At 58.3% G+C, this 22,913-nt stretch carries 23 protein-coding genes and 1 tRNA gene; 13 read left to right on the top strand and 11 right to left on the bottom strand.

The features are described from left to right. Nucleotide 1 precedes the first annotated feature (1 nt). On the bottom strand, nt 2–1,636 hold the full coding sequence (locus P8935_RS22575) for a GMC oxidoreductase (RefSeq protein WP_348262568.1): 1,635 nt from the start codon (nt 1,634–1,636) through the stop codon (nt 2–4). A 175-nt stretch (nt 1,637–1,811) separates the two neighbouring features. After that, a tRNA-Val gene (locus P8935_RS22570) sits at nt 1,812–1,886 on the bottom strand. A gap of 113 nt (nt 1,887–1,999) precedes the next feature. Here P8935_RS22570 and P8935_RS22565 point away from each other — a divergent pair. The 3 genes from P8935_RS22565 to P8935_RS22555 are packed head-to-tail and all read left to right on the top strand — an operon-like array spanning nt 2,000 to nt 4,456. Next, on the top strand, nt 2,000–2,974 hold the full coding sequence (locus P8935_RS22565) for a sigma-70 family RNA polymerase sigma factor (RefSeq protein WP_348262567.1): 975 nt from the start codon (nt 2,000–2,002) through the stop codon (nt 2,972–2,974). Nucleotides 2,975–3,025: 51 nt separating this feature from the next. Next, complete coding sequence (locus tag P8935_RS22560; RefSeq protein WP_348262566.1) at nt 3,026–3,550, top strand: hypothetical protein; 525 nt, start codon at nt 3,026–3,028, stop codon at nt 3,548–3,550. Nucleotides 3,551–3,574: 24 nt separating this feature from the next. Then, nucleotides 3,575–4,456, top strand: a complete 882-nt coding sequence (locus tag P8935_RS22555) for a DUF3106 domain-containing protein (protein WP_348262565.1) — start codon at nt 3,575–3,577, stop codon at nt 4,454–4,456. 94 nt (nt 4,457–4,550) lie between these two features. On the opposite strand, the gene P8935_RS22550 is transcribed toward P8935_RS22555, so the two are convergent. Then, nucleotides 4,551–5,144, bottom strand: a complete 594-nt coding sequence (locus P8935_RS22550) for a putative colanic acid biosynthesis acetyltransferase (protein ID WP_348262564.1) — start codon at nt 5,142–5,144, stop codon at nt 4,551–4,553. Between the two features lie 14 nt (nt 5,145–5,158). After that, nucleotides 5,159–7,438, bottom strand: a complete 2,280-nt coding sequence (locus tag P8935_RS22545) for a glycoside hydrolase family 3 C-terminal domain-containing protein (protein ID WP_348262563.1) — start codon at nt 7,436–7,438, stop codon at nt 5,159–5,161. A gap of 286 nt (nt 7,439–7,724) precedes the next feature. On the opposite strand from P8935_RS22545, the gene P8935_RS22540 reads away from it, so the two are divergent. Then, the gene (locus tag P8935_RS22540) at nt 7,725–8,795 is read left to right on the top strand and encodes a class I SAM-dependent methyltransferase (RefSeq protein ID WP_348262562.1); all 1,071 of its coding nucleotides are present in this window, start codon (nt 7,725–7,727) and stop codon (nt 8,793–8,795) included. A 7-nt stretch (nt 8,796–8,802) separates the two neighbouring features. On the opposite strand, the gene P8935_RS22535 is transcribed toward P8935_RS22540, so the two are convergent. Next, complete coding sequence (locus P8935_RS22535) at nt 8,803–9,558, bottom strand: hypothetical protein (RefSeq protein ID WP_348262561.1); 756 nt, start codon at nt 9,556–9,558, stop codon at nt 8,803–8,805. A 322-nt stretch (nt 9,559–9,880) separates the two neighbouring features. Here P8935_RS22535 and efp point away from each other — a divergent pair, with 322 nt between their 5' ends. Then, nucleotides 9,881–10,441: an elongation factor P gene (gene efp, locus P8935_RS22530; protein WP_348262560.1), complete on the top strand. Its 561-nt coding sequence runs from the start codon at nt 9,881–9,883 to the stop codon at nt 10,439–10,441. A 209-nt stretch (nt 10,442–10,650) separates the two neighbouring features. Here the strand turns inward: efp and P8935_RS22525 are convergent, their stop codons facing one another. Beyond that, the gene (locus P8935_RS22525) at nt 10,651–10,920 is read right to left on the bottom strand and encodes a hypothetical protein (RefSeq protein WP_348262559.1); all 270 of its coding nucleotides are present in this window, start codon (nt 10,918–10,920) and stop codon (nt 10,651–10,653) included. A gap of 271 nt (nt 10,921–11,191) precedes the next feature. On the opposite strand from P8935_RS22525, the gene P8935_RS22520 reads away from it, so the two are divergent. From P8935_RS22520 to P8935_RS22505, 4 genes are all read left to right on the top strand, one after another. After that, nucleotides 11,192–11,623 (top strand): BlaI/MecI/CopY family transcriptional regulator, encoded by a 432-nt coding sequence (locus P8935_RS22520; RefSeq protein WP_348262558.1) that lies wholly within the window; start codon nt 11,192–11,194, stop codon nt 11,621–11,623. Then, complete coding sequence (locus tag P8935_RS22515) at nt 11,620–13,941, top strand: M56 family metallopeptidase (protein WP_348262557.1); 2,322 nt, start codon at nt 11,620–11,622, stop codon at nt 13,939–13,941. The genes P8935_RS22520 and P8935_RS22515 overlap by 4 nt, the downstream gene beginning before the upstream one ends. 61 nt (nt 13,942–14,002) lie before the next feature. Next, a complete protein-coding gene (locus P8935_RS22510; protein WP_348262556.1) occupies nt 14,003–14,389 on the top strand; it encodes a VOC family protein in 387 nt (128 codons plus the stop codon). Between the two features lie 65 nt (nt 14,390–14,454). Further along, a complete protein-coding gene (locus P8935_RS22505; protein ID WP_348262555.1) occupies nt 14,455–14,946 on the top strand; it encodes a DinB family protein in 492 nt (163 codons plus the stop codon). A 28-nt stretch (nt 14,947–14,974) separates the two neighbouring features. Here P8935_RS22505 and serA read toward each other — a convergent pair whose 3' ends face one another. Beyond that, the gene (gene serA / locus P8935_RS22500; protein ID WP_348265368.1) at nt 14,975–16,561 is read right to left on the bottom strand and encodes a phosphoglycerate dehydrogenase; all 1,587 of its coding nucleotides are present in this window, start codon (nt 16,559–16,561) and stop codon (nt 14,975–14,977) included. Between the two features lie 242 nt (nt 16,562–16,803). After that, on the bottom strand, nt 16,804–17,979 hold the full coding sequence (locus P8935_RS22495; protein ID WP_348262554.1) for an alanine--glyoxylate aminotransferase family protein: 1,176 nt from the start codon (nt 17,977–17,979) through the stop codon (nt 16,804–16,806). A 239-nt stretch (nt 17,980–18,218) separates the two neighbouring features. Between P8935_RS22495 and P8935_RS22490 the strand changes: the two genes are divergently transcribed. Next, nucleotides 18,219–18,698: a GatB/YqeY domain-containing protein gene (locus P8935_RS22490; RefSeq protein ID WP_348262553.1), complete on the top strand. Its 480-nt coding sequence runs from the start codon at nt 18,219–18,221 to the stop codon at nt 18,696–18,698. A gap of 46 nt (nt 18,699–18,744) precedes the next feature. On the opposite strand, the gene P8935_RS22485 is transcribed toward P8935_RS22490, so the two are convergent. Both P8935_RS22485 and P8935_RS22480 read right to left on the bottom strand, forming a co-directional pair. Beyond that, nucleotides 18,745–18,951 carry a hypothetical protein gene (locus tag P8935_RS22485; protein ID WP_348262552.1) on the bottom strand — a complete coding sequence of 69 codons (207 nt, stop codon included), beginning with the start codon at nt 18,949–18,951 and terminating at the stop codon, nt 18,745–18,747. After that, nucleotides 18,948–19,292 carry a PadR family transcriptional regulator gene (locus P8935_RS22480; RefSeq protein WP_348262551.1) on the bottom strand — a complete coding sequence of 115 codons (345 nt, stop codon included), beginning with the start codon at nt 19,290–19,292 and terminating at the stop codon, nt 18,948–18,950. Before P8935_RS22480 ends, P8935_RS22485 begins: the two co-directional genes overlap by 4 nt. A gap of 86 nt (nt 19,293–19,378) precedes the next feature. On the opposite strand from P8935_RS22480, the gene P8935_RS22475 reads away from it, so the two are divergent. The 3 genes from P8935_RS22475 to P8935_RS22465 are packed head-to-tail and all read left to right on the top strand — an operon-like array spanning nt 19,379 to nt 21,267. Beyond that, nucleotides 19,379–20,308: a hypothetical protein gene (locus P8935_RS22475; protein ID WP_348262550.1), complete on the top strand. Its 930-nt coding sequence runs from the start codon at nt 19,379–19,381 to the stop codon at nt 20,306–20,308. Nucleotides 20,309–20,353: 45 nt separating this feature from the next. Continuing rightward, on the top strand, nt 20,354–20,923 hold the full coding sequence (locus tag P8935_RS22470; protein ID WP_348262549.1) for a hypothetical protein: 570 nt from the start codon (nt 20,354–20,356) through the stop codon (nt 20,921–20,923). Then, the gene (locus P8935_RS22465) at nt 20,923–21,267 is read left to right on the top strand and encodes a hypothetical protein (protein ID WP_348262548.1); all 345 of its coding nucleotides are present in this window, start codon (nt 20,923–20,925) and stop codon (nt 21,265–21,267) included. The genes P8935_RS22470 and P8935_RS22465 overlap by 1 nt, the downstream gene beginning before the upstream one ends. Nucleotides 21,268–21,353: 86 nt before the next feature. On the opposite strand, the gene P8935_RS22460 is transcribed toward P8935_RS22465, so the two are convergent. Continuing rightward, nucleotides 21,354–22,748: a DUF4382 domain-containing protein gene (locus tag P8935_RS22460; RefSeq protein ID WP_348262547.1), complete on the bottom strand. Its 1,395-nt coding sequence runs from the start codon at nt 22,746–22,748 to the stop codon at nt 21,354–21,356. Between the last annotated feature and the right edge of the window lie 165 nt (nt 22,749–22,913).

Raw genomic sequence — 22,913 nt, 5'->3', positions numbered from 1 at the left:
TTTATGGCCGGCTGGTTGAATTTGCAAGGCGGTGAGCGAGACGCATGGCCAGAGCCACGGCAAGTAAAGTTGAATTCGCCTGACTACCACTGGGGAAGACGGCCGACGAGGCAATGCTGAGATTCGACAGGCCGTGCACGTTCAGATCGGGATCCACGACGCTGGTGGACGGATCGGTTCCCATGCGCACGCCGCCTATCTGGTGAAATCCGTCGCCTGCGTTTTCTTCGACCCATGCGCGGGTTTCTTCAGGAGAATTCCAGTATACGAGTTGCCCGATTTGATTGGCGCGCAGGGCCTGGTCAAGCAGGCGGTGCGATTCGAGTACGCTGTCCACGTCCTGACAGGAATAGCGCATGTCGATGGATGCGCGGGGCATTCCAAAGGCGTCTTTCTCTGCTGTCAGGGTGATGCGGCTTAGCGGATTTGGAGCCTGCTCAGCGTGGTAATGCAGGGCATAGCTTCCGCCCTTGTTGGGGACAATAAAGCCGGGCTTGCGCGGCTTGGCGAGAAAACGATCGCGCAGGACTCGATACAAATCCACTGCTCCGCCGGGTGCGCCGAGAATGGCGTTGCGGAGGTGCGCGGCGATTTTGTAAGGGCGAGGACCGGTGTGGGCAAGACGAATAGCCTCGCTGAGGAGACGGCGACCGGTGGGCGGAAAGGCGATGGCCAGAAACGTGGCTGAGAGGACGGGACTGCGATGACTGGGATCGTAGAAAGCCGGATTGTCAGCCCAGAAAACGGCGTTGAGCAGCTTGTTGTTCAGCTGTGTTTCGTCCGTCAGCATCAGACGCCGGCGATACCATGCTCCGTCGTCGAGATGAAAATCGAGGTCGGAAACAGACTCTGGATTGCGCAACTGCAAGGTTGCAATTTTTCCGGAAAGGTGGCCCATGTAATATCGGCCGAGCGGTCCATCGATCCCGCCAAACAGGCGCGGATTCTTTTGCTGGATAGAGAGCAGGAAGCGGCTGGTTTCGACGCCGCCGAGGGCCAGGATGAAATTGCGGGCCTTCACTGTGCGCGGGCCGGCGGGAGTGGCAACTTCGAGGCTTTCAACCCAACTGCCGTCTTCGTTCACATAGAGACCGACGACGGTGCTGCGCAGACTGATCTTGATGCGCTGGGAACGGATGAGCGCGTCGCGATGAATCTCGATCAAGCGAGGGGTAGTGGCCCAGCGTTCGACTGAGTCCATGGTGAGCCCGCCGGTTAAGGCGCGCGTGTAGGGAATGTTGAAATGGTCGTTGCCGCAGAGCAGATACTTTGAGGCGGTCGCGTACCAGGGACGAATGGTGTCGTGGGTGATGGGCCACGCGGCGTCCGGAACAAAATTGCGAGCAGCAAAGTCAGCGTCGTTATAGGCAACGCAGCGGCCGCCCCAGGTCCAGGAGGTTCCGCCGAGGGCGCGGCAGACGGTGAGGCTCATGTCGGCGTGGCGTCGCTGATCGACGATCTGGGCCCGAGAGGCATCGGCGATCTTGGAGTCGAGATCGCTGCCGCCCGACTCGAGGAGCAGAATCTCTTGGCCCAACTCGTCGAGTTCCAGGGCGAGGGCCATGCCGACCGGGCCGGAGCCCACAATACAGAAATCGCAGGCTGGCTGATCGGGGGAGAGTTGCTCAACAAGCATTAATCGGTCGCGATCCTTCCTGTCTTGAAGGGGTTCGAACGTGCGGGCACATTGCTCCATGATAAGACACCGGCATGGACTGGCTGAGTGCGGCGCTGAGCGCAACTTGTTGATGCACAGTCACATCGACGCGTATTATCGCCGGAAGAACGCACAGAAGATTGGGGGATTTGTATGGTGGGCGCTGCAGGATTCGAACCTGCGACTTCCACCGTGTGAAGGTGGCACTCTACCGCTGAGTTAAGCGCCCAAACGGGCGGCCAGAGGGGCTCCCCGTAGGTTAGAGTATCACCAGCGACACACGACGGCCAACCTTGGCTCCCAATGAGCCCAGAGGCGACGGAAATCGCTCCAAGTCACTGAATGCGCTGGCCTGTACGATTAATCCGAGATGCACGCGAGTCCGCTCCTGGGGACAGGCGGCTGGTTCCCTTCTTCGACCAGGTGGGTATTTTTGGCCTGAAACTGGCGGCTGCTGAGGGCGACGGCATAGAAGGGCATCCAATGATTGCCATGTCGAGCCAGCGAGAGGATGACGGAGGGAAATCAACCCGTTTGGGATCAGTCAGTCCCGGTGAGCCCGGAACGGGTAAAAAACCCGTAAACGGCGCAAAATCAGATCCCGAAACTGACGAATATGCGCAACCTTCCGAAGAAGATGGGGTTCCAGATGATATGGCAACCCTGGTACTGGACAATCCGGCGCTGGGACACGGCGCACCGCTGAACGCGTCCGATCCGCAAAAGCCCATTAATTATGCGATCGACGAGTCGAGCGATGCGGCGATCATGCTGCGGGTGGCAGCAGGCGATGAGACTGGTTTTAATTACCTTGTCGGCAAATATCACCGGGCCATGATCAGTTTCCTGTTTCGGATGGTGCACAACCAGGCGGTTGCCGAAGAATTGGCGCAGGAAGTTTTCCTGCGGGTGTATCGTTCGCGTGAGAGCTACCGTGCAGAGGCGAAGTTCACCACGTGGCTTTATCGCATTGCGACGAATCTTGCGGTAAACCATGCACGCGACACCCGGCATGAACGATCTGCGTCGACGGTATATCTGGATGCACCGGATGAAGAGTCAGGCACCACTCCAGATGTGGCGGACGATACGCCATCGGTGGAGCAGAGCATTTTGCGCGATGAGCGCATGGCAGCGATCCGGGCACACGTAATGGCTTTGCCGGAGCGCCAGCGCATGGCAGTGTTGATGCATAAGTACCAGGGGATGGATTATCGACAGATCGGGGACGTGTTGAAACTGAGTGAGTCGGCGACCAAGTCGCTGCTGTTCAGGGCTTACCAGACGCTGCGGGACAAGTTAAAAGATTTTGTGTAGAGATTGAAAGCCGGGCAACACCGGCGGAGTGGGGTGGTAGCGATGAAAACGATGAACAAATGCACCGCGATGGAAACGACGCTGGCAGACATGCTGCTCGATCCTGAAGCGGCGCCTGCCAAGGTTAAGACGCATGTGGCCGAGTGTGACAGCTGCCGCAAGGAACTGGAAGAGATGCGCGCGACCATGGCGGTGATGGATGCCTGGACAGCGCCGGAGCCCAATCCCTACTTCATGACACGGCTAGGTGCGCGGATGCGCGAAGAACGTGAAGCTCCGCCCCAGTCATGGTTAGAACGCATTCGCGCTCGTTTTGTGTATGGTCCATCGATGCATGCGCGGCCGCTTGCCGCAATGGCGCTGACGGTGATGTTGCTGGTGGGTGGCGGAGCGTACCTTGGTGTGACCAACGTGGAAACTCCACAGCCGCAGCAGGGACCGGAGGCTGCGGTGGTTCACGATTTGCAGACGCTCGATAGCAACGCGCAGGTGCTGGATCAGCTGGAGGCGATCTCAGATAACCCGAACGACGCAATCTCGGACAATCCAAATTCGGATGATCCGCAGGCGCAATAACGAAAGAATGGCGGGAGCCAGATTATGAATGGGGCGAGGAACAAAGATATTGCGAGGGCATTGCGCGCAGCGGCTATAACCGCTGTAACGACAGCCTCGTTGTGCCTGCCCGTGGCTACCCTCATTGCGCAGCCCCAAAATAATTCGCGTCCGGCTCCCCGATACTCCGCTCCGCGGCAGCAGAACACACGGCCGCAAGCCTCGCAACAGACAAGGGGCCCGCAGTATCAGAATCGTGTGCCGCAGCAATATCCCGGTAGGACGCAGCAGCAATATCCAGGGCGAGCGCCGCAAGGGTATCCCGGTCAGACTGTTCAGCAATATCGGCCCCCAGTCGGATCGCAGGTACAGCGTCCGGTTCAGAATCCATATGCACCGCAAACGGGATTGCGCGGTGCCGTGCCTGCTCCGGGCTACAACGCTCCCGGATATACGCGGCCTGGAACTACCGGGACGGCACAGCAGTTGTATGCACCTCCCGGTCATCTGGGCGCATGGTTGAATACGCATCGCAACACTCCGGTGCCGCAACAGCAACAAATGTTGCGCAGCGATCCGAGCTTTCGCCGTTTGCCGCAGGGCGAGCAGCAGCGGGTGATCAATCAGCTGAACCACGTGAATCAATTGCCTGACGCACAGCGGGAACGGCGGCTGGCGCGCGCTGAAAATCTGGAACGGCTTTCACCTGAAGATCGTGCGCGCGTTGCGCAGTCGGCAAGGCGATGGACTGCGATGCCGGCTGATCGTCAATCAATGATGCGCAATGCTTTCCGGGATCTCAAGGCGGTTCCGCCCGATCAGCGGTCGATCGTTCTGAATTCAAGCCGCTACCAGGGCCAGTTCAGTCCGGAAGAGCGCGGAGTGCTGTCGGACATGTTGCGCGTGGAGCCTTACGCGCCGCAGTAAAACAGTGCCATCAGGGAACCCCAAAGCAGATTCTTCGCTTACCACCCCCAAACTGAACTACGTTTGGGGCCCCGTGCGCTCAGAATGACACCCGCTAAATTGTGGTCCGGTTGCGTTGCTTTACTTTGACTGCGGGTGATCCAGCGTAAACGCCCCACGGTTCCAGGTCGCGCGTGGCCACCGATGCAAGCCCAAGGACTGCACCCTCCCCAATCTTGACCCCGGGCGCGACGCATGCACGTGCGGCGACCCATGCGTAGTCTCCGACTTCCATGGCGTAGGCCAGCAATGGAAAGCCCGGATTGTCGAAGTCGTGGGTTGCGCCGCAGAGGTAGGAGTTCTGCGAGAGGATTGCGTGGGAGCCGAGGCGCATGGGTGCAGGGTTATAGATCTCAGCGCCATCGCCCACGGCGACCAGGTCAGAGCAGGTCAGGTTCCACGGAGCCCACACGCGCGAGGATGGATAGAACTTGCAGGTGGGTCCGAGCTGAGCACCGAAGAGGCGGAGTAATAATGCCCTCCATGCAAAGAAGGGACGCGGCGAGAAGCGATAGAAGATGGCCCAGCAGAGGTTCCACACCAGGCGCCGCAGGCGATTGCTGAACGAAAATGCCGGCCTCAGATACGGATCTGCGGCGGTTTCAGCCGGAATGTTTTCTGCCGCGTTGTAGTGAACCTGCCTAGGCATCTGCTCCGAGTTTATCAGTGTGTGATTTTGACAGGCGCCTTGAGGCGGATGTCGCGCGATGAGGCACCGACTTGAATCTCGAAGGTGCCGGGATCGAGGGTCCACACTTTGGTTTGCGGGCTCCAGTATTCGAATGCGGAGCGGTCTAGCTGGAACTTGATCGTCTGGCTTTCACCGGGTTTTAGCTCAACGCGGCCGAAGGCCTTGAGTTCGTGCGCTGGACGGTCAATTTTTGCGTGTGCGTCATGGACATAGATCTGGACGACTTCGGCGCCGGCGCGAGAACCGCTGTTTTTTACCTTCAGGCTGACCAGAGTGCCGCCCCATTTGACGGTGCCTTCGGATGTTGTAAACGGGATCACTTTCAGATCGCTGTATTCGAATGTTGTGTAACTCAAGCCGAAGCCGAAGGGGAACTGTGGCTCGACGTTTTTGGTGTCGTAGTAGCGATAGCCGACGTAGAGGCCTTCGGTGTATTCGGTGTGGAGGTTCTGGCCGGGGTAGGTCTTTGCGGCAGGTGAGTCTTCGAACTTTTTGGGGAGCGAGACGGGGAGCTTTCCGGATGGGTTGGCATCGCCGAAGAGGATGGATGCGAGGGCGTTGCCGCCTTCCTGTCCGCCGTACCACATGTCGAGCAGCGCGGGCGTGGTGTCGAGCCATCTCGTCATTGTTACCGGGTCGCCGGTGTTCAGAACGACTACGGTGTGCGGGTTGGCTTTTTCAACGGCTGCGATCAACTCGTCCTGGCCAGCGGGCAGGTCCATGGTCTTGACGTCGAAGCCCTCGGACTCGTTCTTGTTGTAACGGCCTACGACGACGACTGCTACTTCGGCTTTGGATGCTGCGTCGGTGGCTACCTTCAGATCGTTCTCGCGCGCTTCGGGTGTGTCGTGCGCGGCATCCTCGCCTTCCATGCCGACCCCGAGCGCAGAGGAGATTTGAACTGCTTCACCGGCACGTTTCTTGATTCCGTCGAGCGGAGAGACTGCATATTTCGGGCGCACCAGTGAACTGCCTCCGCCGCCGGTCCGCGCGACGATTGCGTTGGGACCGATGACGGCGATGGAATGGATCTTCGATGGATCGAGCGGGAGCAACGAGCCCTGATTTTTGAGGAGAACGATGCCTTCGGTTGCGCCGTCGCGTGCTACCTTCTGCTGTTCAGGCGTGTCCACTTCGCCCGTTGCGGTGTGGGGATGTTCCATGATGCCGCTGAGCATGATGACGCGCAGGATGCGGCCGACGTTGTCGTTGAGTGTGGCTTCAGAGATGTGTCCTGCTTTGACTTCGGCCAATACTTTGCCGGCTTCAAGCCAAGCCCCGCTGTTGCCACTCATGATGGTTCGCGGGCTGGACAACATGGCTTTGGCGGGCGGTCCGCCGGGCATCTCGAGATCCATGCCAGCGTTCACGGTTGGCGCTGTCGAATAAGTGCTTCCCCAATCAGAAATAACAAAGCCCTTGAAACCAAATTCCTTTTTCAGAATGTCGGTCAGGAGGTAGGGATTCTCCGCGCAGTATTGGCCGTTGACCTTTTCGTAGGCCGACATGACTGTCCACACATCGGCTTGTTGCACGGCCATCTTGAATGCTGGCAGGTAGAGTTCGTGGAGCGTGCGTTCGTCGATTTTTTCGTCGAGGCGGTGGCGTTCGAACTCCTCGTTGTTAGCCGCGAAATGTTTGACGGAGGGGATTACTCCCTCGCCCTGGACGCCGCGAATGTAGGCGACGCCAAGTTGTCCGGAGAGATATGGGTCTTCGCCATAGCCTTCAAGGTTGCGTCCCCAGAGAGGAACACGATTGATGTTGACGGTGGGGCCGAGGATCATATCGCGGCCAAGCGCCTTGACCTCCTGCGCAATGGCCTGGCCTTCACGCTGCACGAGCGCGGGATCCCAAGTGGCCGCCATGGCAACGCCCGACGGGAATGAGGTCGTTTGCACTTTAACGGTGTTGGTGGACGAATTGGTGATTGCCGAACTGCCGGCCCAGGAGCGCACGCCCATCGGACCGTCGGCCATCTTGATGGCGGGAATGCCAAGGCGCTCAATCGGAGCCGACTCCATCCAGCCTGAGCCAGCAAGCATGGATGCCTTTTCTTCGATCGTCATGCTCTTCAGCAAATCTGCTACGCGCTGATCCACGGGGAGCCCCGTATTTTTGTACGGAGCTGATGCCGTCATCGTAGGTGCATTCTGTGCGGGCGATGGCGTTGATTGTGCGAAGTTGAATGCGAGCAATAAAAGCGCAGACAAAAGCAAAGCGAGGCGAGAATACACAAGACGGCGCTTCATCTGAAAACTCCAGGGCGGCTGATCGGTCGCCATCGAATCGCAGCCATGGTAGCGGATGAAGGCGGTTACAACCAAATTCCTACGAACAGGGAAATGCAGGTGAAACGGAGCTTTATGGGTTGCTGCATTTGGCATCGCAAGATCGACTCTGGCAGGAGGGAAAAACGTTTCCGACGCGAATATGGAGTGACCGGCGATGACTCCAAAAAGTCTTTGACAGCGCTTTTCGGCCGGGCGTAGCATCATCCTCTTCCCGGGCCCCATACGGCAAAAACTGGAGGTCAGCATGGCAACCACTACAACTGCACCGGTTTTCGAGCAGGCGAAATTCGACGCCTTCATGGGGAAGGCAGTGATGGATATGGGCGCTGCGATGCACGCGGCGCTGATCGTAATCGGCGACAAGCTGGGACTCTATAAAGCGATGGCCGGTGCCGGTCCGCTTTCTCCGGCAGAACTCGCAGCGAAGACAAAAACAACCGAACGCTACGTGCGGGAGTGGCTTAATGCCAATGCCGCGAGCGGCTACGTGATGTACGACGCAGCTTCGAAGAAATTTGAGCTGCCGCCGGAGCAGGCATTCGCGCTTACGACGGTCGACCTGCCCGGCGCGTTCCACATCATCTCCGCTTGCTTCAAAGATGAACCCAAGATCACGCAAGCGTTCAGGACCGGAGATGGCGTCGGATGGCATGAGCATGACGCTAATCTTTTCTTTGGCACGGAGCGATTCTTCCGCCCGAACTACGAGCAGAACCTGTTGAGCACCTGGATTCCGGCGCTGGAAGGAATGGGGGACAAGCTTGTGAAAGGCGCCGCGGTTGCCGATGTGGGCTGCGGACACGGTGCTTCGACGATGTTGATGGCGAAGGCATTTCCGAAGTCGCGGTTTATCGGATTCGATTATCACAGCGGGTCGATTGAGTACGCACGCCACGTAGCAGGCCGCGATGGTCTTCTCGACCAGATCAACTTTGAAGTTGCCAGTTCCAAAAGCTATCCCGTGAACGGCGGATACGATCTGGTTACTTTCTTTGACTGTCTGCATGACATGGGCGATCCCAAAGGCGCTGCGCAACATGTGTTGTCGTCATTGAAACCGGATGGGACGTGGATGATCGTGGAGCCGTTCGCCAACGACACGCCGGAGCAGAACCACAACCCGGTGGGCCGCATCTATTACTCGGCGTCCACGATGCTCTGCACGCCTGCGTCGCTGGCGCAGGAAGTAGGTGCAGCGCTCGGCGCGCAAGCCGGCGAGGAGCGCATCCGCGAAGTTGTGACTGGAGGCGGCTTTACGCGATTCCGTCGCGTGGCACAAACGCCGTTCAACCTGGTGTACGAAGCGCGGGCCTGAATATTCATCAGGGCTGATGGATGCTGAGCGACGAGCCGGTCCGCTCCGGCTCGTCTTCTGGTGCGAGCAGGAGCCAGCCAGATCCCATTGCAATCAGCGTGAGGCCGAGCCATCCACGGGTTTGCACGCCGGGCCGCAGAAACGCGAGGCCGATGAGGTTGGCCAGCAGCGGCGCGATGATGAAGCGCGTGGTCATGCGCACGGCTGTCATGCGGCGCATCAACCAAAAGAGAAGCGCGAGGGCAAGAAGATCGAGCGCAAGCCATGGATCGACCAGCGTCGCAGAGGGCAAATGGTGTTCGGTCAGAGCACCGAGCGCACCGAGAACGAGCGCACTAGATCCCGTAACGACTGTGGCGAAGCTCAACATGGATGGAGCCGGAGGTTCGGAGGCGATTCGGGCGGCGACGCAGTTAGCTGCTGCAACTGAAGCGGTCGCTGCGAGAATTCCAGCAAAAGCAAAAGCAGTGGCAATCGTCTGCGGAAGTTCCAGCGGAAAGACGAACAGGGTGCCCGTGACTGCGACCAGGCTGGCTGCGAGACTGCCGCGTTGCTGAACGGATGAAGAGGTGCCGAGGTGCGGATTCAAAACCACGGCGAATATCGGTACGAGAGAGAACAATACAAGCCGAGTGGAATCGTCGATGGAGTCTTTTGCGACTGCAATCAAAACGGCAGGCACTACAAAGAGTCCGATCCCGGCGGCTGCCGATAATCGCAAGGTGCGGCCACTCGGCCACTGTTCTCTGCGCACCAGGGCCATGGCAGCGGATCCGAGGGCGAAAAGTGAAAGGAGAATGGCTTGGCTGCGCAAAGGAGAGGACGCTGCAGGGGCGGCCGAGCCAGGGAACAGTTCGGATCGAAGGGAGGCGGAAGCCCACAGCAGGCAGAGCACCAATAGCGCGCCGACGGGCGCCGCTTTCCTATCCAGTCCGCGCAAATGCCTTCCTTTCGGTGCCGATCAACACACAGTGTTGCACGTGCGCTGGTGAAGGCGGTCGCGAGATTCTGAACCCGCCGCTAAGTTACAATGGAGATTGGGCCAAGGCCAATTTTTTTGAACTACAGCAAGGAGTTTCAAGTTTATGGCGATTCCCGCCACCCAAATGCGTCCCGGCATGATCATCAAGCATAACGACAATCTCCATCTCGTATTCAAGGTGGAGCATCGAACTCCGGGCAATCTGCGTGCCTTCATCCAGGCGAAACTGCGCAATCTCAAGTCGGGCGCGATGTTTGAGCACCGTTTTCGCTCCGGCGACGCTATCGAAAAGGTAGTAGTCGATGAAATTTCAATGGAGTTTCTATACGCCGATGGCGACGACTACTACTTCATGAATCCAGTCGACTACGAGCAGACGGTCCTGAAGGGTTCGACGCTGGGCGATGCCGTTGAATACCTAACGCCGAATCTGCAGATCAAGGTCAGCTACCACGATGGGCAGGCCGTTGGTATCGAACTGCCGTCTTTCGTCGAACTTACCGTGGTCGAGACCGAGCCTGGACTGAAATCCGCAACCGCATCGTCGGTAACCAAGCCAGCCAAGACCGAGACTGGTCTGGTCGTTCAGGTGCCCCCCTTCATTAACGAGGGCGAAAAAATTCGTGTGGATACGAGCGAAGGCGCCTATATGAGCCGCGCCTAGAACCTTCGGCAAAGGATATAAAGCGCTGAGACTTTGGTCTCGGCGCTTTTGTTTTGAGGCAAAAAGATTGTGATTCGCGGGTCGAAATGGCACAAAGCAACTTAAAGGGTTCAAGTGGCGAAACACCTGCCCTCAAGCGTTAAGTTTTTCAATGGTGAACGCGGGACGTCGAGTTGGTTTGACCCGACCTCCCGCGAGTGCTGTTCAACTTAGCTGCGACGAGTGCTGAGCCAGCCGATTATTGCGCCCGCAAGAACGCCCGCCGCGAAAACAACGCCTACCGCCTGCAGGGGCTTCTGTTTTACGGTGTGCCGAGCGTCGTAAATAACATCCTCAGCAGCGCTGCGCCCCTGTTTCAGGGCTTTCACGGCCGTTTGAACGCCCTCCTCCACGGCTTCCGTAACGACGGACTTGAGCCTGGAGACTTCGCGAAGTACATCTTCAACTGACGCCTGTTTTTCCAATAAGCTTGATGCCATAAGATTTAGCCCTCTTCTTTCTATTGAGATTCGTTGATACCGCGGTCATTCTTCCGAGCACAGAAACCGCGACTCGGCGGCGTGCGAAAACCTACTTGTTGTGATGTCATCCGGTCGAAGGCTGTTGCACAACCCTAGAATTTGAGGCTTCCGCACGCGTAACCTTGTCTCTTCCGGCCATTTAGACGTGCTTCGGCTGCATTTGCGAATTCTTCCACAAAAAAATAATCTTGCGTGCTCACCTCTCTTCTATGTTACAGTCCGTAACACTATGGCAAGTAACACTCACGATCCAGCTGAACTTGGTGAATTGGAACGGGACATTCTTTCAATCGTGTGGCGACTCGGCATGGTGACGGCCGACAAGGCGCGCGAAGAGTTGAACCGGCCGCTCAAAGACTCGACGGTCCGCACAGTGCTGCGTCGGCTTGAAGAAAAAGGCTACTTGACGCACACCGTGGACGACCGCACCTTCATTTACAAGCCGGCGGAGTCGCGCCAGCGAGTAGCGGGTCGTGCAGCGAAGCGCATCGTGGATTGGTTCTGCGATGGTTCAGTAGAGGCGCTACTGGTGGGAATGGTGGATTCCAAAGTGCTGGATCAGGCCGAACTGCAGCGGCTGGCCACGCGTATCTCTGATGCGCAGAAGCAGTCGGCTAAGCGAAACACTTCAGGCGAAAACAAAAGGGAGGCCAAGAGATGATCTCCTCAATTCTGGTTGAAGCGGCACTTCGTTCGGTGCTGCTGGCGCTGGCTGTCTGGATTGGCTTGCGGATGCTTGGCGTGCGCAATGTGCTGGCGCAAAAAGGCGCCTGGGGGCTGGTGCTGGCGGGAGCACTGGTAATGCCGATAGTACTGCCGATGGCTGCGCATTGGACCGTCTTGCCGGCCAATGTTAGAGTCGTGCTTCCTGCCGATCCGCAGACATTGTTAGAGGAACTGCAGGCGAGGATTCAAGCCAAAACATCGCTCGAGCAGAAACCAGCGGTAGCGGCCACGGCGGGCGAAGGCGCGACCCAGGTCGAGCAGCAGGCGGGATCATCAGTCAGTGAACCTGTCGCAAACCGCGCTGCTTCGGCGCCAGAACCTCAATCTTCATCTTCCGACGCGGACGTGGTCGCATATAGGCCTCAGCCGCCAATTCAGACAGAATCTGCCGCGCCGCAGGCTGTATTGCCGCCGCGTGCAGGGCTATCTGTCACCAAGGTCATTCTTCTGCTCTATCTCGCAGTCGCCGGGATATTCCTTGTTCGCCTCGCATTCGGACTGCTCGTTGCGCTTCGACTGTGGCGCAGAGCGAATCCGATCTCCTGCGAATTGTTGGCGGCCTCGGACATTTCAGTCGACCTGCGGTGCAGTGCCGAAGTTTCGTCTCCGGTCACGATTTGTTCCGCAATCGTGCTGCCGATGGACTATAGCACCTGGGACAGCGAGAAACTTCGCGTCGTTCTGGCGCATGAGCGTTCGCACATCCGGCAGAAGGACTTCTATCTGCAGTTGCTGGCGGGCGCCTATGCCGCTGTGGTTTGGTTCAGCCCGTTAGGTTGGTGGCTCAAACGCAAACTCTCTGATCTAGCTGAGGCAATCAGCGACCGCGCAGGCCTTGAAGAAGCTGCCGATCCAACGTCGTATGCGCAGATATTGCTTGAATTCGCGGCAGCGCCGCGCCCAACCCTGATAGGAGTCGCCATGGCCCGCAGTGGATCTGTCTCGCGCCGCATTGAGCGGTTGTTGAACGATGTTTCTTTCCGGCAGGCGTTTGCAGGTTCGCGCCGCGCGCTTGCAGCTGTGCTGGTTGTGCCAGTGGTTCTGTTCGCTGCTACTGCCCTCGTGCGTGTTCAGGCTGCCGGACAACAATCGCCGGTGCCTCCCGCACCTGCCGCGGCTCCGACCGCCGGAGTGACGGCTCCTGCTTCCGTTCCTACTCCCCCGGCTATCGCGCCGGTGGCACCGAAGAGCGATGTGCCAGAGCCTGCGCCTGTTGCTGGTGAGCCAGCATTGGCCGCACCGGAAGAAGTGCCTCCTCTACCCGCGCAAGCCGGTACGCCAGCAATCGTTGCACCGGCGGCGCCAGCAACTCCCGAAATGCTTACGCTTACGCCTGCTCCGGCTGCGGGTCCAGCACACCTGACGGTTCTGCCTCCGACTCCGGCGAGGGGAGCAATGACCCTGATTGCCCCGAGGGCACCGGGGCAGCCTTCGTCTCTGATCGTCGTTCGTCCGGGCGGTCGGACACTGGCGCTTATTGCGCCGCACGCAGGCTACGGAGAAGGTCGCGGCTACGGGGTGGGGCAAAGCGCGACGAGTGAAAGCGGGACGTCAAGTTACAGCAACAATGGGAAGCACTCCGGGTATCACTACTCCTACTCCTCGAATGGCGAATCGTACGCCATTATCCGAGGCGACGACATGAATCACATGTCCTTTTCGGGAGATTGGATTGAAGGGCGTCGCGATGAACTTGCAAAGGCGCGCAAGCAGGCGCACGGCGACTTCCTCTGGTTTGTACGCGACGGTAAGCCGTATTTTGTGGACGATCCCAGCACGTTGGCGCAGATCGAGGCGATGTATAAGCCGATGGAAGCGCTCGGAGCGCAACAGGAGGCGCTGGGCAAAGAGCAGGAAGCTCTAGGCAAACAGCAGGAAGAACTTGGTCGTCAGCAGGAGAAGGCCAGCGTACCCACTCCCGATATGAGCAAGGAGATCGCACAGATTGACGAAGCGATGGCCAAGCTGAAAGCCAACCAGGGCAAGGCAATGAACGAAGAGCAGTTTGCCGAGTTGCAGTCGAAGCTGGGCGATCTGCAGGGCAAGCTTGGGGAGATTCAGGGCAGAATCGGTGCGCGGCAGGGCGAGTTTGGCGAGCAGATGGGCAAGCTGGGCGCTATGCAGGGTGAACTCGGCGCGAAGCAGGGAAGGCTGGGCGAGGAGCAGGGAAGAATCGCGCAGGAAGCTGACCGCATGGTAAAGGCGATCATCCTTGAAAGCCTAAAAAACGGAAAAGCGCATCCCGTTCAATAGTGCAGCAAGCTGAGAATTCAGTGGGCGGGGTTCGCGAGACACGGGTAGAATTCCGCCCATCATGATCAACGGCATTCATCTTCTTCTCTACAGTCGCGATCCGGAAGCGGATCGCGCTTTTTTTCGCGACGTGCTCGGATTTTCGTCTGTCGATGCCGGGGAGGGATGGCTGATTTTTGCGCTGCCTCCTGCGGAGATGGGTATTCATAGAGGCGACGGCAAGTTTGTGGAGCATCATGCAGATCACGACCTTTCAGGCAGCGTGATCTACCTGATGTGCGACGACCTGCGCGCGACGATGGACTCGCTCAAGAGCAAGGGCGCAGAAACAACTGAGATTGTGCAGGCCGGATGGGGAATTACGACAACGGTCCGGTTGCCGGGCGGCGGTGGCTTGGGTCTCTACCAGCCTCGTCATGCAACGGCGCTTGACCTCGGTCGGAACTGAGGCAGAATATTTCTCTGCTTTAAGCGCAACGTGTAAGCTGGTGTGGCTTATTGGAGGATATTTTCATGGCTCTTTCACCACGCCTCGCCGTCGCCTCGCAAAGTTACAACCTGAATGCCAGTTTTCTGAAGCAGGGCCTCGCGGGACTGAGTGATGCGGACTGGCTGACGAGGCCTAACGATCATTCCAATCACATCCTTTGGATCGTGGGACATCTCGCCTGGTCGCGGTCCATGGTCCTAGCGCGGCTCGGCGACAAGTGGACAAAACCGTGGATGCGTCTTTATGCGCGAGGGACGAAATGCGAGGACTCGCAGGATGCTCCGACGCCAAGCGAGGTGATGGAGGCTTGGGAAGAATCCTGCACGCGGCTCAATGCGGCGCTTGAAGCGGCTTCAGAGGATTTGTTGGACACACCAGCCTCCAAGCCGGGACCGCCGAGCGCGGACGGGATGCTCTGCGGCACCATCAACTTCATGGCCCAGCACGAAATGTATCACGTGGGTCAGGCTTCGTACGTGCGTTCGTGGCTGGGGAAGCCTGGCGTGATGGGTTGACCATGCGCAACCCATCGGTTGCACATGTTTATTGAAGTTGAACGAGCTTCGCTTCCAGCAGCGCCTCGATCGTCATAAGCGCGTCAAGCACGGCGCCCGAGACCGGTGCGTCCACTTGCACAACCGCGAGGGCCTTCACCGGTTTTTCGCCGCTGCGTTCACGGCCCAGGGCGAAGTTGGCGATGTTCACGCCTTGCTCGCCGAGGATAGTTCCAATCTTGCCGATCACGCCCGGGACGTCCAAGTTGCGGCAGACGAGCAGATTGCCTTCGAGCGGCGCCTCGATGTCAATGCCGTCAAACTCCAGCAAGCGCGGCTGCTCGCCGTGAATTACCGTTGCCGTTGCATGGCTGCGGCCTGCCGCGGTGTGCAGATGAATGGTGAGCACGGTGGCTGCCCCCCCGCGATGGCTCTCTTCCTTCTCTTCGTGCACGCGAATGCCCCGCTCCTGCGCGATGGCCGCGGCGTTGATGCGATTTACGTTCTCCGAGCCTTGCAGCAGACCTTCAATGGCGGCGTTGCGAACAAGGTCGGTTTTGGCATCGACGAGCGCTCCGGCATAGGTGATGTCAATGGCTTCGATGCCGCTCTTCCCAGCCTGCGCAAGAAACGATCCGAGACGACCGGCCAGATCGATGTAGGGCGCGAGCTGCACGTATTCTTCATGGCTAAGCGAAGGCAGGTTGACGGCATTCTGAACGACGCCGAGCTTGAGGTACTCGCGCACCTGCATGGCGATCTGTATGCCGACTGCTTCCTGCGCTTCTGCCGTGGAACCGGCGATGTGCGGGGTGAGAATGACGTTGTCGAATTCCGCGTAAGGAGAGTCCTTGGGCGGTTCGACTGTGAAGACGTCGAGTGCGGCGCCCCCAACGTGGCCGGATTTCAACGCGGCAACGAGCGCGGCCTCGTCGACCAGTTCGCCGCGTGCGCAATTAATAATGCGGACCCCCTTCTTCATAAGTGCCAGAGACTTCGCGTTGATCACACCTGCAGTCTGCGGGGTGAGTCCAACGTGGAGCGTGATGTAGTCAGAACTCGCGATGACTTCATCAAGCGCAACCAGGCGGATGCCATTCTCGCGTGCGACAGCAGCGGAGACGAACGGATCACTGCCAATAATTTCGAGACCGAATCCGCGCGCACGGCGAGCCACTTCAAGCCCGATACGGCCAAGACCCAGAATGCCTAGAGTCTTCCCGCGAAGTTCAGCGCCTTGGAGACTCTTCTTTTCCCACTTGCCAGCGTGCATGGTGTTGTTGGCGGTCGGGAGCTTGCGGGCGAGCGCAAGCATGAGGCCGATGGTGAGTTCGGCAACGGCGACGGCGTTCGCGCCTGGAGTATTCATGACAACAACACCGCGACGTGTCGCCGCTTCGGCATCGATATTGTCCACGCCAACGCCAGCTCGTCCGATAACGCGAAGCTTCGGCGCGTGTTCCATCAAAGCGTCGTCAACCTGGACAGCGCTTCGCACGACGAGAGCGTCGGCATCGGCAAGTGCGGCCGGCAGTCCATTGGGAAGCTGATCGTGCGTGAGAACCTCCCAGCCGGGTTCGGCGGCAAAAACAGCGAGCGTCGCGGGGGATACTTTTTCCGCCAGAACAATCTTCATCTTGTCTCCCTTGGCCGCAGTGGCGGACTCAGTTTCAAATTCGTCGAAACGGATGTTGTGTTTCTCGCAGAGCAGGTCGAACATGCGCACCACGGCCGCATGGGGCTTGCCCTCGCCGCGCTCGTACTTGGTGATGGAGTTTGGGTGCACGCCGAGTTGCTCAGCCATCTGATACGAGTAGAGGTCGAGCTGCCTGCGCGCGATCAGAAGTTTTGCACCGAACGAGAGTTCAGCCATTGCGGCTATCCCTTCGTCGCTTCTGCGTAGACCTTCTGCGCAGCCGCGACGGCCTTACCGTACTCAACTTTGAGGCCAAGCGTGTCTTTCGCGATGTGCTCCATGGCGCCGAGAAAGGCTACGGTGTCGAGGTAATCGAAGAAGCCGAGGTGTGCGACGCGGAAGATCTTGCCCTGCATCTCGCCCTGGCCGTTTGCGGTGACCAGTGCGAACTTCGCTTTCAACGCCTTCACCACCGCTCCCGAATCCATGCCCTCGGGCACGGCAACAGCGGTAGCAGCCGCGGCTGGAGCAGTCGGGGCGAAGAGCGTGAAGCCGAGCTCAACCAGTCCGGCGCGCGCCGCCGCAGCGTTTACTTGGGCATTGTCGACTAGTGCAATCCGGCCTTTTTCGAGATCGCCACCGGCCTGCCCGGCAATATAGTCAAGCGCGGCACCGAGACCTGCAACCAAAGCGACCGCTGGGGTATAGGCGCTTTCGCCCTTCACGGCATTCTTGCGCTCTTTGCGGAGATCAAAATAGTAGCGTGGATTTTTGGATTTCTCCATCGCCGCCCATGCCTTTTCGCTGACGCTGAGATAAGCGAGGCCGGGAGGAATCATCACCGCTTTCTGCGAGCCGCCGATAAGAATGTCGATCCCCCATCCGTCGACATCGAAGTGGGTGGTGCCGAGGCCGGTGATGCCGTCGACGACCAGGATTGATTCGGGCACGACTTCGCGGACCAGCTTCGCAATCGCTTCCACGTCATGCCGGACAGCAGTTGAGGTTTCCGTGGCCTGCACGTAGACAGCGCGATGCTCGGGCTTGAGGGCAGCGCGAATCTGGGCAAGATCGAATGTCTGGCCGTAGGGCGCGGTAACGACGTCCGGTTCGCAGCCGAATGCCTTTACCAGGCCCGTCCACCGCTCACCGAATTTACCGGCGGTGAGAACCAGCACCCGGTCACCGGGCGAGGTGAGGTTGGAAACGGAAGCCTCCATGGCGCCGGTGCCGGAACTTGAGAGAAGAAGGACGTCGTTCTTGGTCCCAACGAAGACTTTGAGCTGGGCGAGAACCTTCTGGAAGAGGGCGCGGAACTCGGGAGTTCGGTGGTGCATGTCGGCGGCCGCCATAGCGAACTGGGCGGCTGGTAACAGCGGAGTAGGGCCTGGGGTAAAAAGACGAGTCTTTCGAATCATAGGCTTAGCCTCCCGGCTTAGGACTGAAGGATCTGTTCGCGCAGAACCATTGAAATCACAGAATACACATATATGTGATATTTGTGAAATGGAAATTGTGCAAAACGAAGACAGGCTGCTACGTTTGTGACGGGTACTGGGTAGGGCTGCTCCCACAGCGGCCAGCCGAGATTATGATTGGCAGGCGATAGACTTAGATGAGCTACAAGCCTTGAGAATTGTTTGATTGCGAGGAAGCTATGGACGCAGGTGCACTCGAAGCGCAAATCAGCCAGCAGGTTATAACCGCATTGAAGCTCCATGACGCCGAGCGCACGCAAACGCTGCGACTGATCAAGAACGCGCTGAAGAACAAGGCGATCGAGAAGCGGGGGCCGCTGACGCCGGCTGAAGAGCAGCAGGCGCTGGCTACGATGATCAAGCAGCGGCGGGATTCCATTGAGCAGTTCACAAAAGGGAACCGACCCGAACTGGCAGCGAAGGAAGCTGCGGAGATCGTGGTGATCGAGGAGTTTCTCCCCAAGGCGATGGACGAAGCTGGCCTGCGGGCAATGGTCGCTGAGGTGATTGCCGAGCACGCAAACGCAACGGGGCACGCACCGACGCCCAAAGATATGGGTCCGGTGATCAAGGCGGTGCAGGCGCGGCTTGGACAGGTGGGGGTGCGCGCAGAAGGCCGCATCGTGAGCGATATGGTGAAGCAGGCGCTGGCCGGATAGCGATTCAACTACTGGGCGCGAAGATCAAGGAAAGTCTATCTTCCGATCAGGGCCGTTGGTTTTTGCGTCGGAAGACGAGCCACACGAACAGGCCCACAGGAAAAAACAGAATCACCATCAGACTGATCAGCACTGGCGATTTGCCCCGCCGCTTTGCGTCCGCCGCGCACATAATCACAGAGGCAACGAGCGCCGCGAGAACACAAACAGCCAGCACATAATCGACGATAGTCGAGATGGAGATCCCACTCATCCTGGCCGATCTTTGCCGGTCACTTTGCGCGGATGCTCTTCGTGAAGCTCGTCGTAAAGTTCATCTACCTTTAACTTTGCTTTTTCGAGAGCACGCTTTCCCGCGGGCGTGATTTTATATAGCCGTCGACGTCGCCCTTCCACCCGATCGAATGCTGAGCGCAACAGGCCCGATTTTTCGAGCCCGTGCAGGAGTGGATAAAGAGTGCCGGGGCCAATGCTGTATCCGTGATGCTCCAGTTCCTTCATCATGGCGAGACCAAAAATAGGCTCGTGCACAGCGTGCAGGAGCACGTGGATGCGGATGAGGCCGTCGAAGAGCTGGCGTTTCTGATCTGCCACAAAAACAAATATACCGCGATCGTTCCAACAGTCTTGACTGTTATCGAAATTCGATATAACTTCGGCTGGAGATGGCTTCCTCAACGGTGCGATTTCCCCCTCAATTGAAGAAATATCTACTGCGAATCACGCCGCTCGCCTTCCAATCGACGGTGTTTATCTTTCTGTGCCTGGGCGGCGCAAAGCTCTGGGCCCAAGGTCCGCCGTTTCAGGTTGACGATCCGGTGCCGGTGGATTTCAAGCATTACGAGTTTTACATTTTCGGCACTACAGACGGGACGCCAGCGGAAACGGATTACTCCGGGCCGGCATTTGAATTCAACTGGGGCGTGGTGCCACGGGTGCAGCTGCACGCAATCCTTCCGTTTGGCGGAATTCGTCCCGCAAATAATCCCACGTACGCTCCATCCGGCTCGGGGCCAAGCGCGACCGGGCTGACCGACATGGAATTGGGCGTGAAACTGGCGATCATCAAGGAGACGAAGGCCATTCCCCAGATCGGCACATTCACCATGTTTGAGATGCCGACCGGCAATTCCGACAAGGGCCTGGGTGTCGGCAAGGTCTGGTACCGACTGCCGTTGTGGCTGCAGAAAAACGAGGGCAAGTGGCTCTTCGATGGCGGGGCAGGCGAGACGGTAGTCCCGCAGGATGGGTTCCACGATTTTCCGTATGGCGGATTTTTGTTGAAGCGTGAAGTGAGCAAGAAGCTCGAGCTTGCCGGGGAGATTTTTGCGCATGGCGGCGAAGGGCCTCTGACACCACAGGCGCAGGCGTCAACCATGATCGACGCGGGCGGCTACTGGCACTTGAAGGGCGAAGACACCATGCAGCTTTTGTTTGCCTATGGCCACTCTATCGCGGGCCGCACCGAGAATTACGCGTATCTCGGGCTCTACTGGACGTGGGGTAAAGACGACAAAAAGGACGACGACAAGGACAAGGATTCCAAAGACAAGAAGGCGATGCTGCAGAACGCAATGTACTCGGGACGCGCTCTGAAGAACGGATTCTGATTTCGATTTGGGCTAGAGAATCGCCCGCAAGACGGAGCAGATGCCATGGAGATAACGACGCGCGGCCTGTGGACGATGGTGCATGGCATGGGATTCGGCGCCCTCTATCTGCTGGCTTGTTCTTTTGCAATCGTCGAGCTATATCGCCGCTACAAACCCGGTTCTCAGCAACCAATTTCATTAGGGGATGAGGTCTTTCTTGGTCGCTGGCTGATTGCAATGGCGATGATTGCATGGATCACGGTGCTGACCGGCGCATACATCATCTACCCGTGGTATCGCGCAGTGCCGCCCATGGGCACGGGTGCGCTGAATTCATTTCCGCAGGCGCTGCTCAAGTCGAGTCCAGGCACAATCGGTTGGCATGCGATCGGCATGGAATGGAAAGAGCACATTGCGTGGATGACGCCGATTTCGATGACGATGGCGGCAGTGGTGTTCGCGCAATATCGTCGAAGCATCGGGCAGTTTCCACAATTACGGGCGGCGGTAGTGACCTTCGTGGTTGCTTCATTTATGTGCGCAGGGGTTGCCGGGTTTTTCGGCGCCGAACTCAATAAACATGCTCCAGTTGAGGGCGGCAGAACAATTCACCTGATGAGTGGAGGTCAGTAATGGAGCAAGAGTCCGCAAGCTCGGGATCCGAGAAGATGACGCCCAACGGACCAGGCGCCGCGGCTGTGCTTGCAACTGGCGTCGGTTGCTTTGCAATTGGGGCCCTTGCGGTGGCTGCGGACCAGGCGCCGCCGCTTGCCCGGACTTTAATTTTCTATAGACCAACCGGGCCGCTTTCGGGCGTTTCGACTGTGGCGATCATTGCGTGGCTTGCAGTCTGGGCCGTGCTTCACTACCGTTGGCAGAGCCGCGATGTTAACTCGGGGCGCATCGTTGCAATCGCTTTCGTTCTGCTGGCTGCTGGAGTGCTTCTGACGTTTCCGCCCATTGGAGACTTGTTCTAGCGCAAAAGAAACGCCGGAACTCGGGTCGCTTGCGCGGTGCGAGTTCCGGCGTATCGAGTACTCAACTCCAAATCAAAGAATCAAACTCAGTTCAGATCGTCGACGTAATGACCCACGAGCACGGTGTTGCCGTTGGTTGGATTTTTTAACAGCAGCCCGACAACACGAACGTTGGTCGCAGACGAGACATCCGACAATTGCGTCAGTCCGTCGCGATATTCGCAGTTGTCAGGAATGTAGACGGTAACGGTCTGCGGAATCAGCAGCCCGGCGAACCCATTCACGGTCATCTGGAAGGTGTTGTTGCCGGTGTTGACGCTGCCGGGAACCACGGTTCCGTTGAATCCCCAGTGACGCAGAACGACGCGCTTCACTGTAACCTTTGTCGGATCGGTTGCGCCGCTGGCTGGCCCGCCGACGGCGATGTGCTGTCCTGGTAGCAGTCCGCTCTGGTTAAAGAGGAACTGTGCGAATGGCCCGTGCATCCAGTAGATCGAATACTTTTCGCTGCCACTCAAATCGATGGTTGCGATCTGGCCCAGCGTTAGTCCGGTGGTTGTAGGCAGCAATCCGCGCACGTAAAGGTCGAAGCTCGTGGCAGGCCCTGACGAAGGATTGACATAGGTGACCTGGCCAGCGGCGTAGAAACCACTGTCGGAAAGAATAGCGATTTCGTCCGCATCAATGGTGGCGTCGGCGCGATCAAGCGAGCCGGAGATCTGCACAATGCTGCTGGAAGTGAGGTCGCTGAACATGGCGCCGCCATCCCACTCCGTCTGGCCGGTCACGTTGACGGTGAACTGGCGGCCATGGGGACCTTGCACCGTAAGGGTCTGTTTGCCGGCGTCGGTGCTGACTACAGCCGCGTCAAATTCATCGATGTAAGCGCCCTTGTCGTTGTTGTTGACGCCGTTCACGGCGAAGGTAGGAATTACGTCGCCGGTGATTTGGCCGTTGCTGACGACGATGGATTTGCGCAAATTGAAATCCATGTGCAAGCCGACAGGAGCGCCAGCTTGAGCGACGACCATCGGGTTGGCAAGCGTGTAGCTGACAGTGGCGTTGGTGAGATTGGCCGGCATGGTCTTGATCGTTGGCTCGGCGGTGCTGGTGTCGAGATAGCCGATGGTGCCGTTGCTGAGTGTAATGGCAACCTTGGCATAGGTGCCGACCGGAACATCATTCATGTCGATCAGCGTCTGCAGGCCGTTGAAGCGCGCAAAGTCGACCGTGGGCGATCCGCTGACCAACTGCACGGTATTGCCGTTCTCATCAGTGGCGGCAATGCCGACCTGCACGCTGAAGGAGACGACGCTGGCCATCGGTGCGTCAGTGCCGACCACGAACGCAGAGCCAGTAACTGTTTGCGAGTTTGAGTTGATGGAGGTTGTGCTGCTGCCGCAGCCTGCTGCCAGAAGAGTGGCAACCGTCAAAGCTACAAGAGACGGAAGGTTGTGCCTTCCTGACTTTGAAATAAACATTCCAGATTCACCGCGCTTTCTGCGAACATCCGTGGCCTCACGGAACTTTTCGCGGGTCGGGTCCACAGCGTCACAGTGGAAGAAAGTGTTTTTTGGCTGTGTCCTTATCAAGGGGAACACCGGTGACGGTAAGAAAGTTGTGAAATTCTTAAGTTATTTTTAAGC

Origin of the sequence: Telmatobacter sp. DSM 110680 (assembly GCF_039994875.1) — a bacterium.
In the GTDB taxonomy this organism is placed as follows: Bacteria; Acidobacteriota; Terriglobia; order Terriglobales; family Acidobacteriaceae; genus Telmatobacter.
The sequence above is the reverse complement of the archived record's forward strand: the minus strand, read 5'-3'. Positions and strand labels throughout refer to the sequence as shown.

What these genes read in the sequence shown, in the direction of transcription:
- P8935_RS22540 (WP_348262562.1), top strand. Translation starts at nt 7,725, where the DNA reads ATGGCAACCACTACAACTGCACCGGTTTTCGAGCAGGCGAAATTCGAC.
- P8935_RS22535 (WP_348262561.1), bottom strand. Translation starts at nt 9,558, where the DNA reads ATGGCCCTGGTGCGCAGAGAACAGTGGCCGAGTGGCCGCACCTTGCGA.
- P8935_RS22550 (WP_348262564.1), bottom strand. Translation starts at nt 5,144, where the DNA reads ATGCCTAGGCAGGTTCACTACAACGCGGCAGAAAACATTCCGGCTGAA.
- P8935_RS22485 (WP_348262552.1), bottom strand. Translation starts at nt 18,951, where the DNA reads ATGAGTGGGATCTCCATCTCGACTATCGTCGATTATGTGCTGGCTGTT.
- P8935_RS22545 (WP_348262563.1), bottom strand. Translation starts at nt 7,438, where the DNA reads ATGAAGCGCCGTCTTGTGTATTCTCGCCTCGCTTTGCTTTTGTCTGCG.
- P8935_RS22490 (WP_348262553.1), top strand. Translation starts at nt 18,219, where the DNA reads ATGGACGCAGGTGCACTCGAAGCGCAAATCAGCCAGCAGGTTATAACC.
- P8935_RS22465 (WP_348262548.1), top strand. Translation starts at nt 20,923, where the DNA reads ATGGAGCAAGAGTCCGCAAGCTCGGGATCCGAGAAGATGACGCCCAAC.
- P8935_RS22460 (WP_348262547.1), bottom strand. Translation starts at nt 22,748, where the DNA reads ATGTTTATTTCAAAGTCAGGAAGGCACAACCTTCCGTCTCTTGTAGCT.
- serA (WP_348265368.1), bottom strand. Translation starts at nt 16,561, where the DNA reads ATGAAGATTGTTCTGGCGGAAAAAGTATCCCCCGCGACGCTCGCTGTT.
- P8935_RS22510 (WP_348262556.1), top strand. Translation starts at nt 14,003, where the DNA reads ATGATCAACGGCATTCATCTTCTTCTCTACAGTCGCGATCCGGAAGCG.
- P8935_RS22515 (WP_348262557.1), top strand. Translation starts at nt 11,620, where the DNA reads ATGATCTCCTCAATTCTGGTTGAAGCGGCACTTCGTTCGGTGCTGCTG.
- efp (WP_348262560.1), top strand. Translation starts at nt 9,881, where the DNA reads ATGGCGATTCCCGCCACCCAAATGCGTCCCGGCATGATCATCAAGCAT.
- P8935_RS22565 (WP_348262567.1), top strand. Translation starts at nt 2,000, where the DNA reads ATGCGCTGGCCTGTACGATTAATCCGAGATGCACGCGAGTCCGCTCCT.
- P8935_RS22495 (WP_348262554.1), bottom strand. Translation starts at nt 17,979, where the DNA reads ATGATTCGAAAGACTCGTCTTTTTACCCCAGGCCCTACTCCGCTGTTA.
- P8935_RS22470 (WP_348262549.1), top strand. Translation starts at nt 20,354, where the DNA reads ATGGAGATAACGACGCGCGGCCTGTGGACGATGGTGCATGGCATGGGA.
- P8935_RS22575 (WP_348262568.1), bottom strand. Translation starts at nt 1,636, where the DNA reads ATGCTTGTTGAGCAACTCTCCCCCGATCAGCCAGCCTGCGATTTCTGT.
- P8935_RS22525 (WP_348262559.1), bottom strand. Translation starts at nt 10,920, where the DNA reads ATGGCATCAAGCTTATTGGAAAAACAGGCGTCAGTTGAAGATGTACTT.
- P8935_RS22520 (WP_348262558.1), top strand. Translation starts at nt 11,192, where the DNA reads ATGGCAAGTAACACTCACGATCCAGCTGAACTTGGTGAATTGGAACGG.
- P8935_RS22560 (WP_348262566.1), top strand. Translation starts at nt 3,026, where the DNA reads ATGAACAAATGCACCGCGATGGAAACGACGCTGGCAGACATGCTGCTC.
- P8935_RS22555 (WP_348262565.1), top strand. Translation starts at nt 3,575, where the DNA reads ATGAATGGGGCGAGGAACAAAGATATTGCGAGGGCATTGCGCGCAGCG.
- P8935_RS22505 (WP_348262555.1), top strand. Translation starts at nt 14,455, where the DNA reads ATGGCTCTTTCACCACGCCTCGCCGTCGCCTCGCAAAGTTACAACCTG.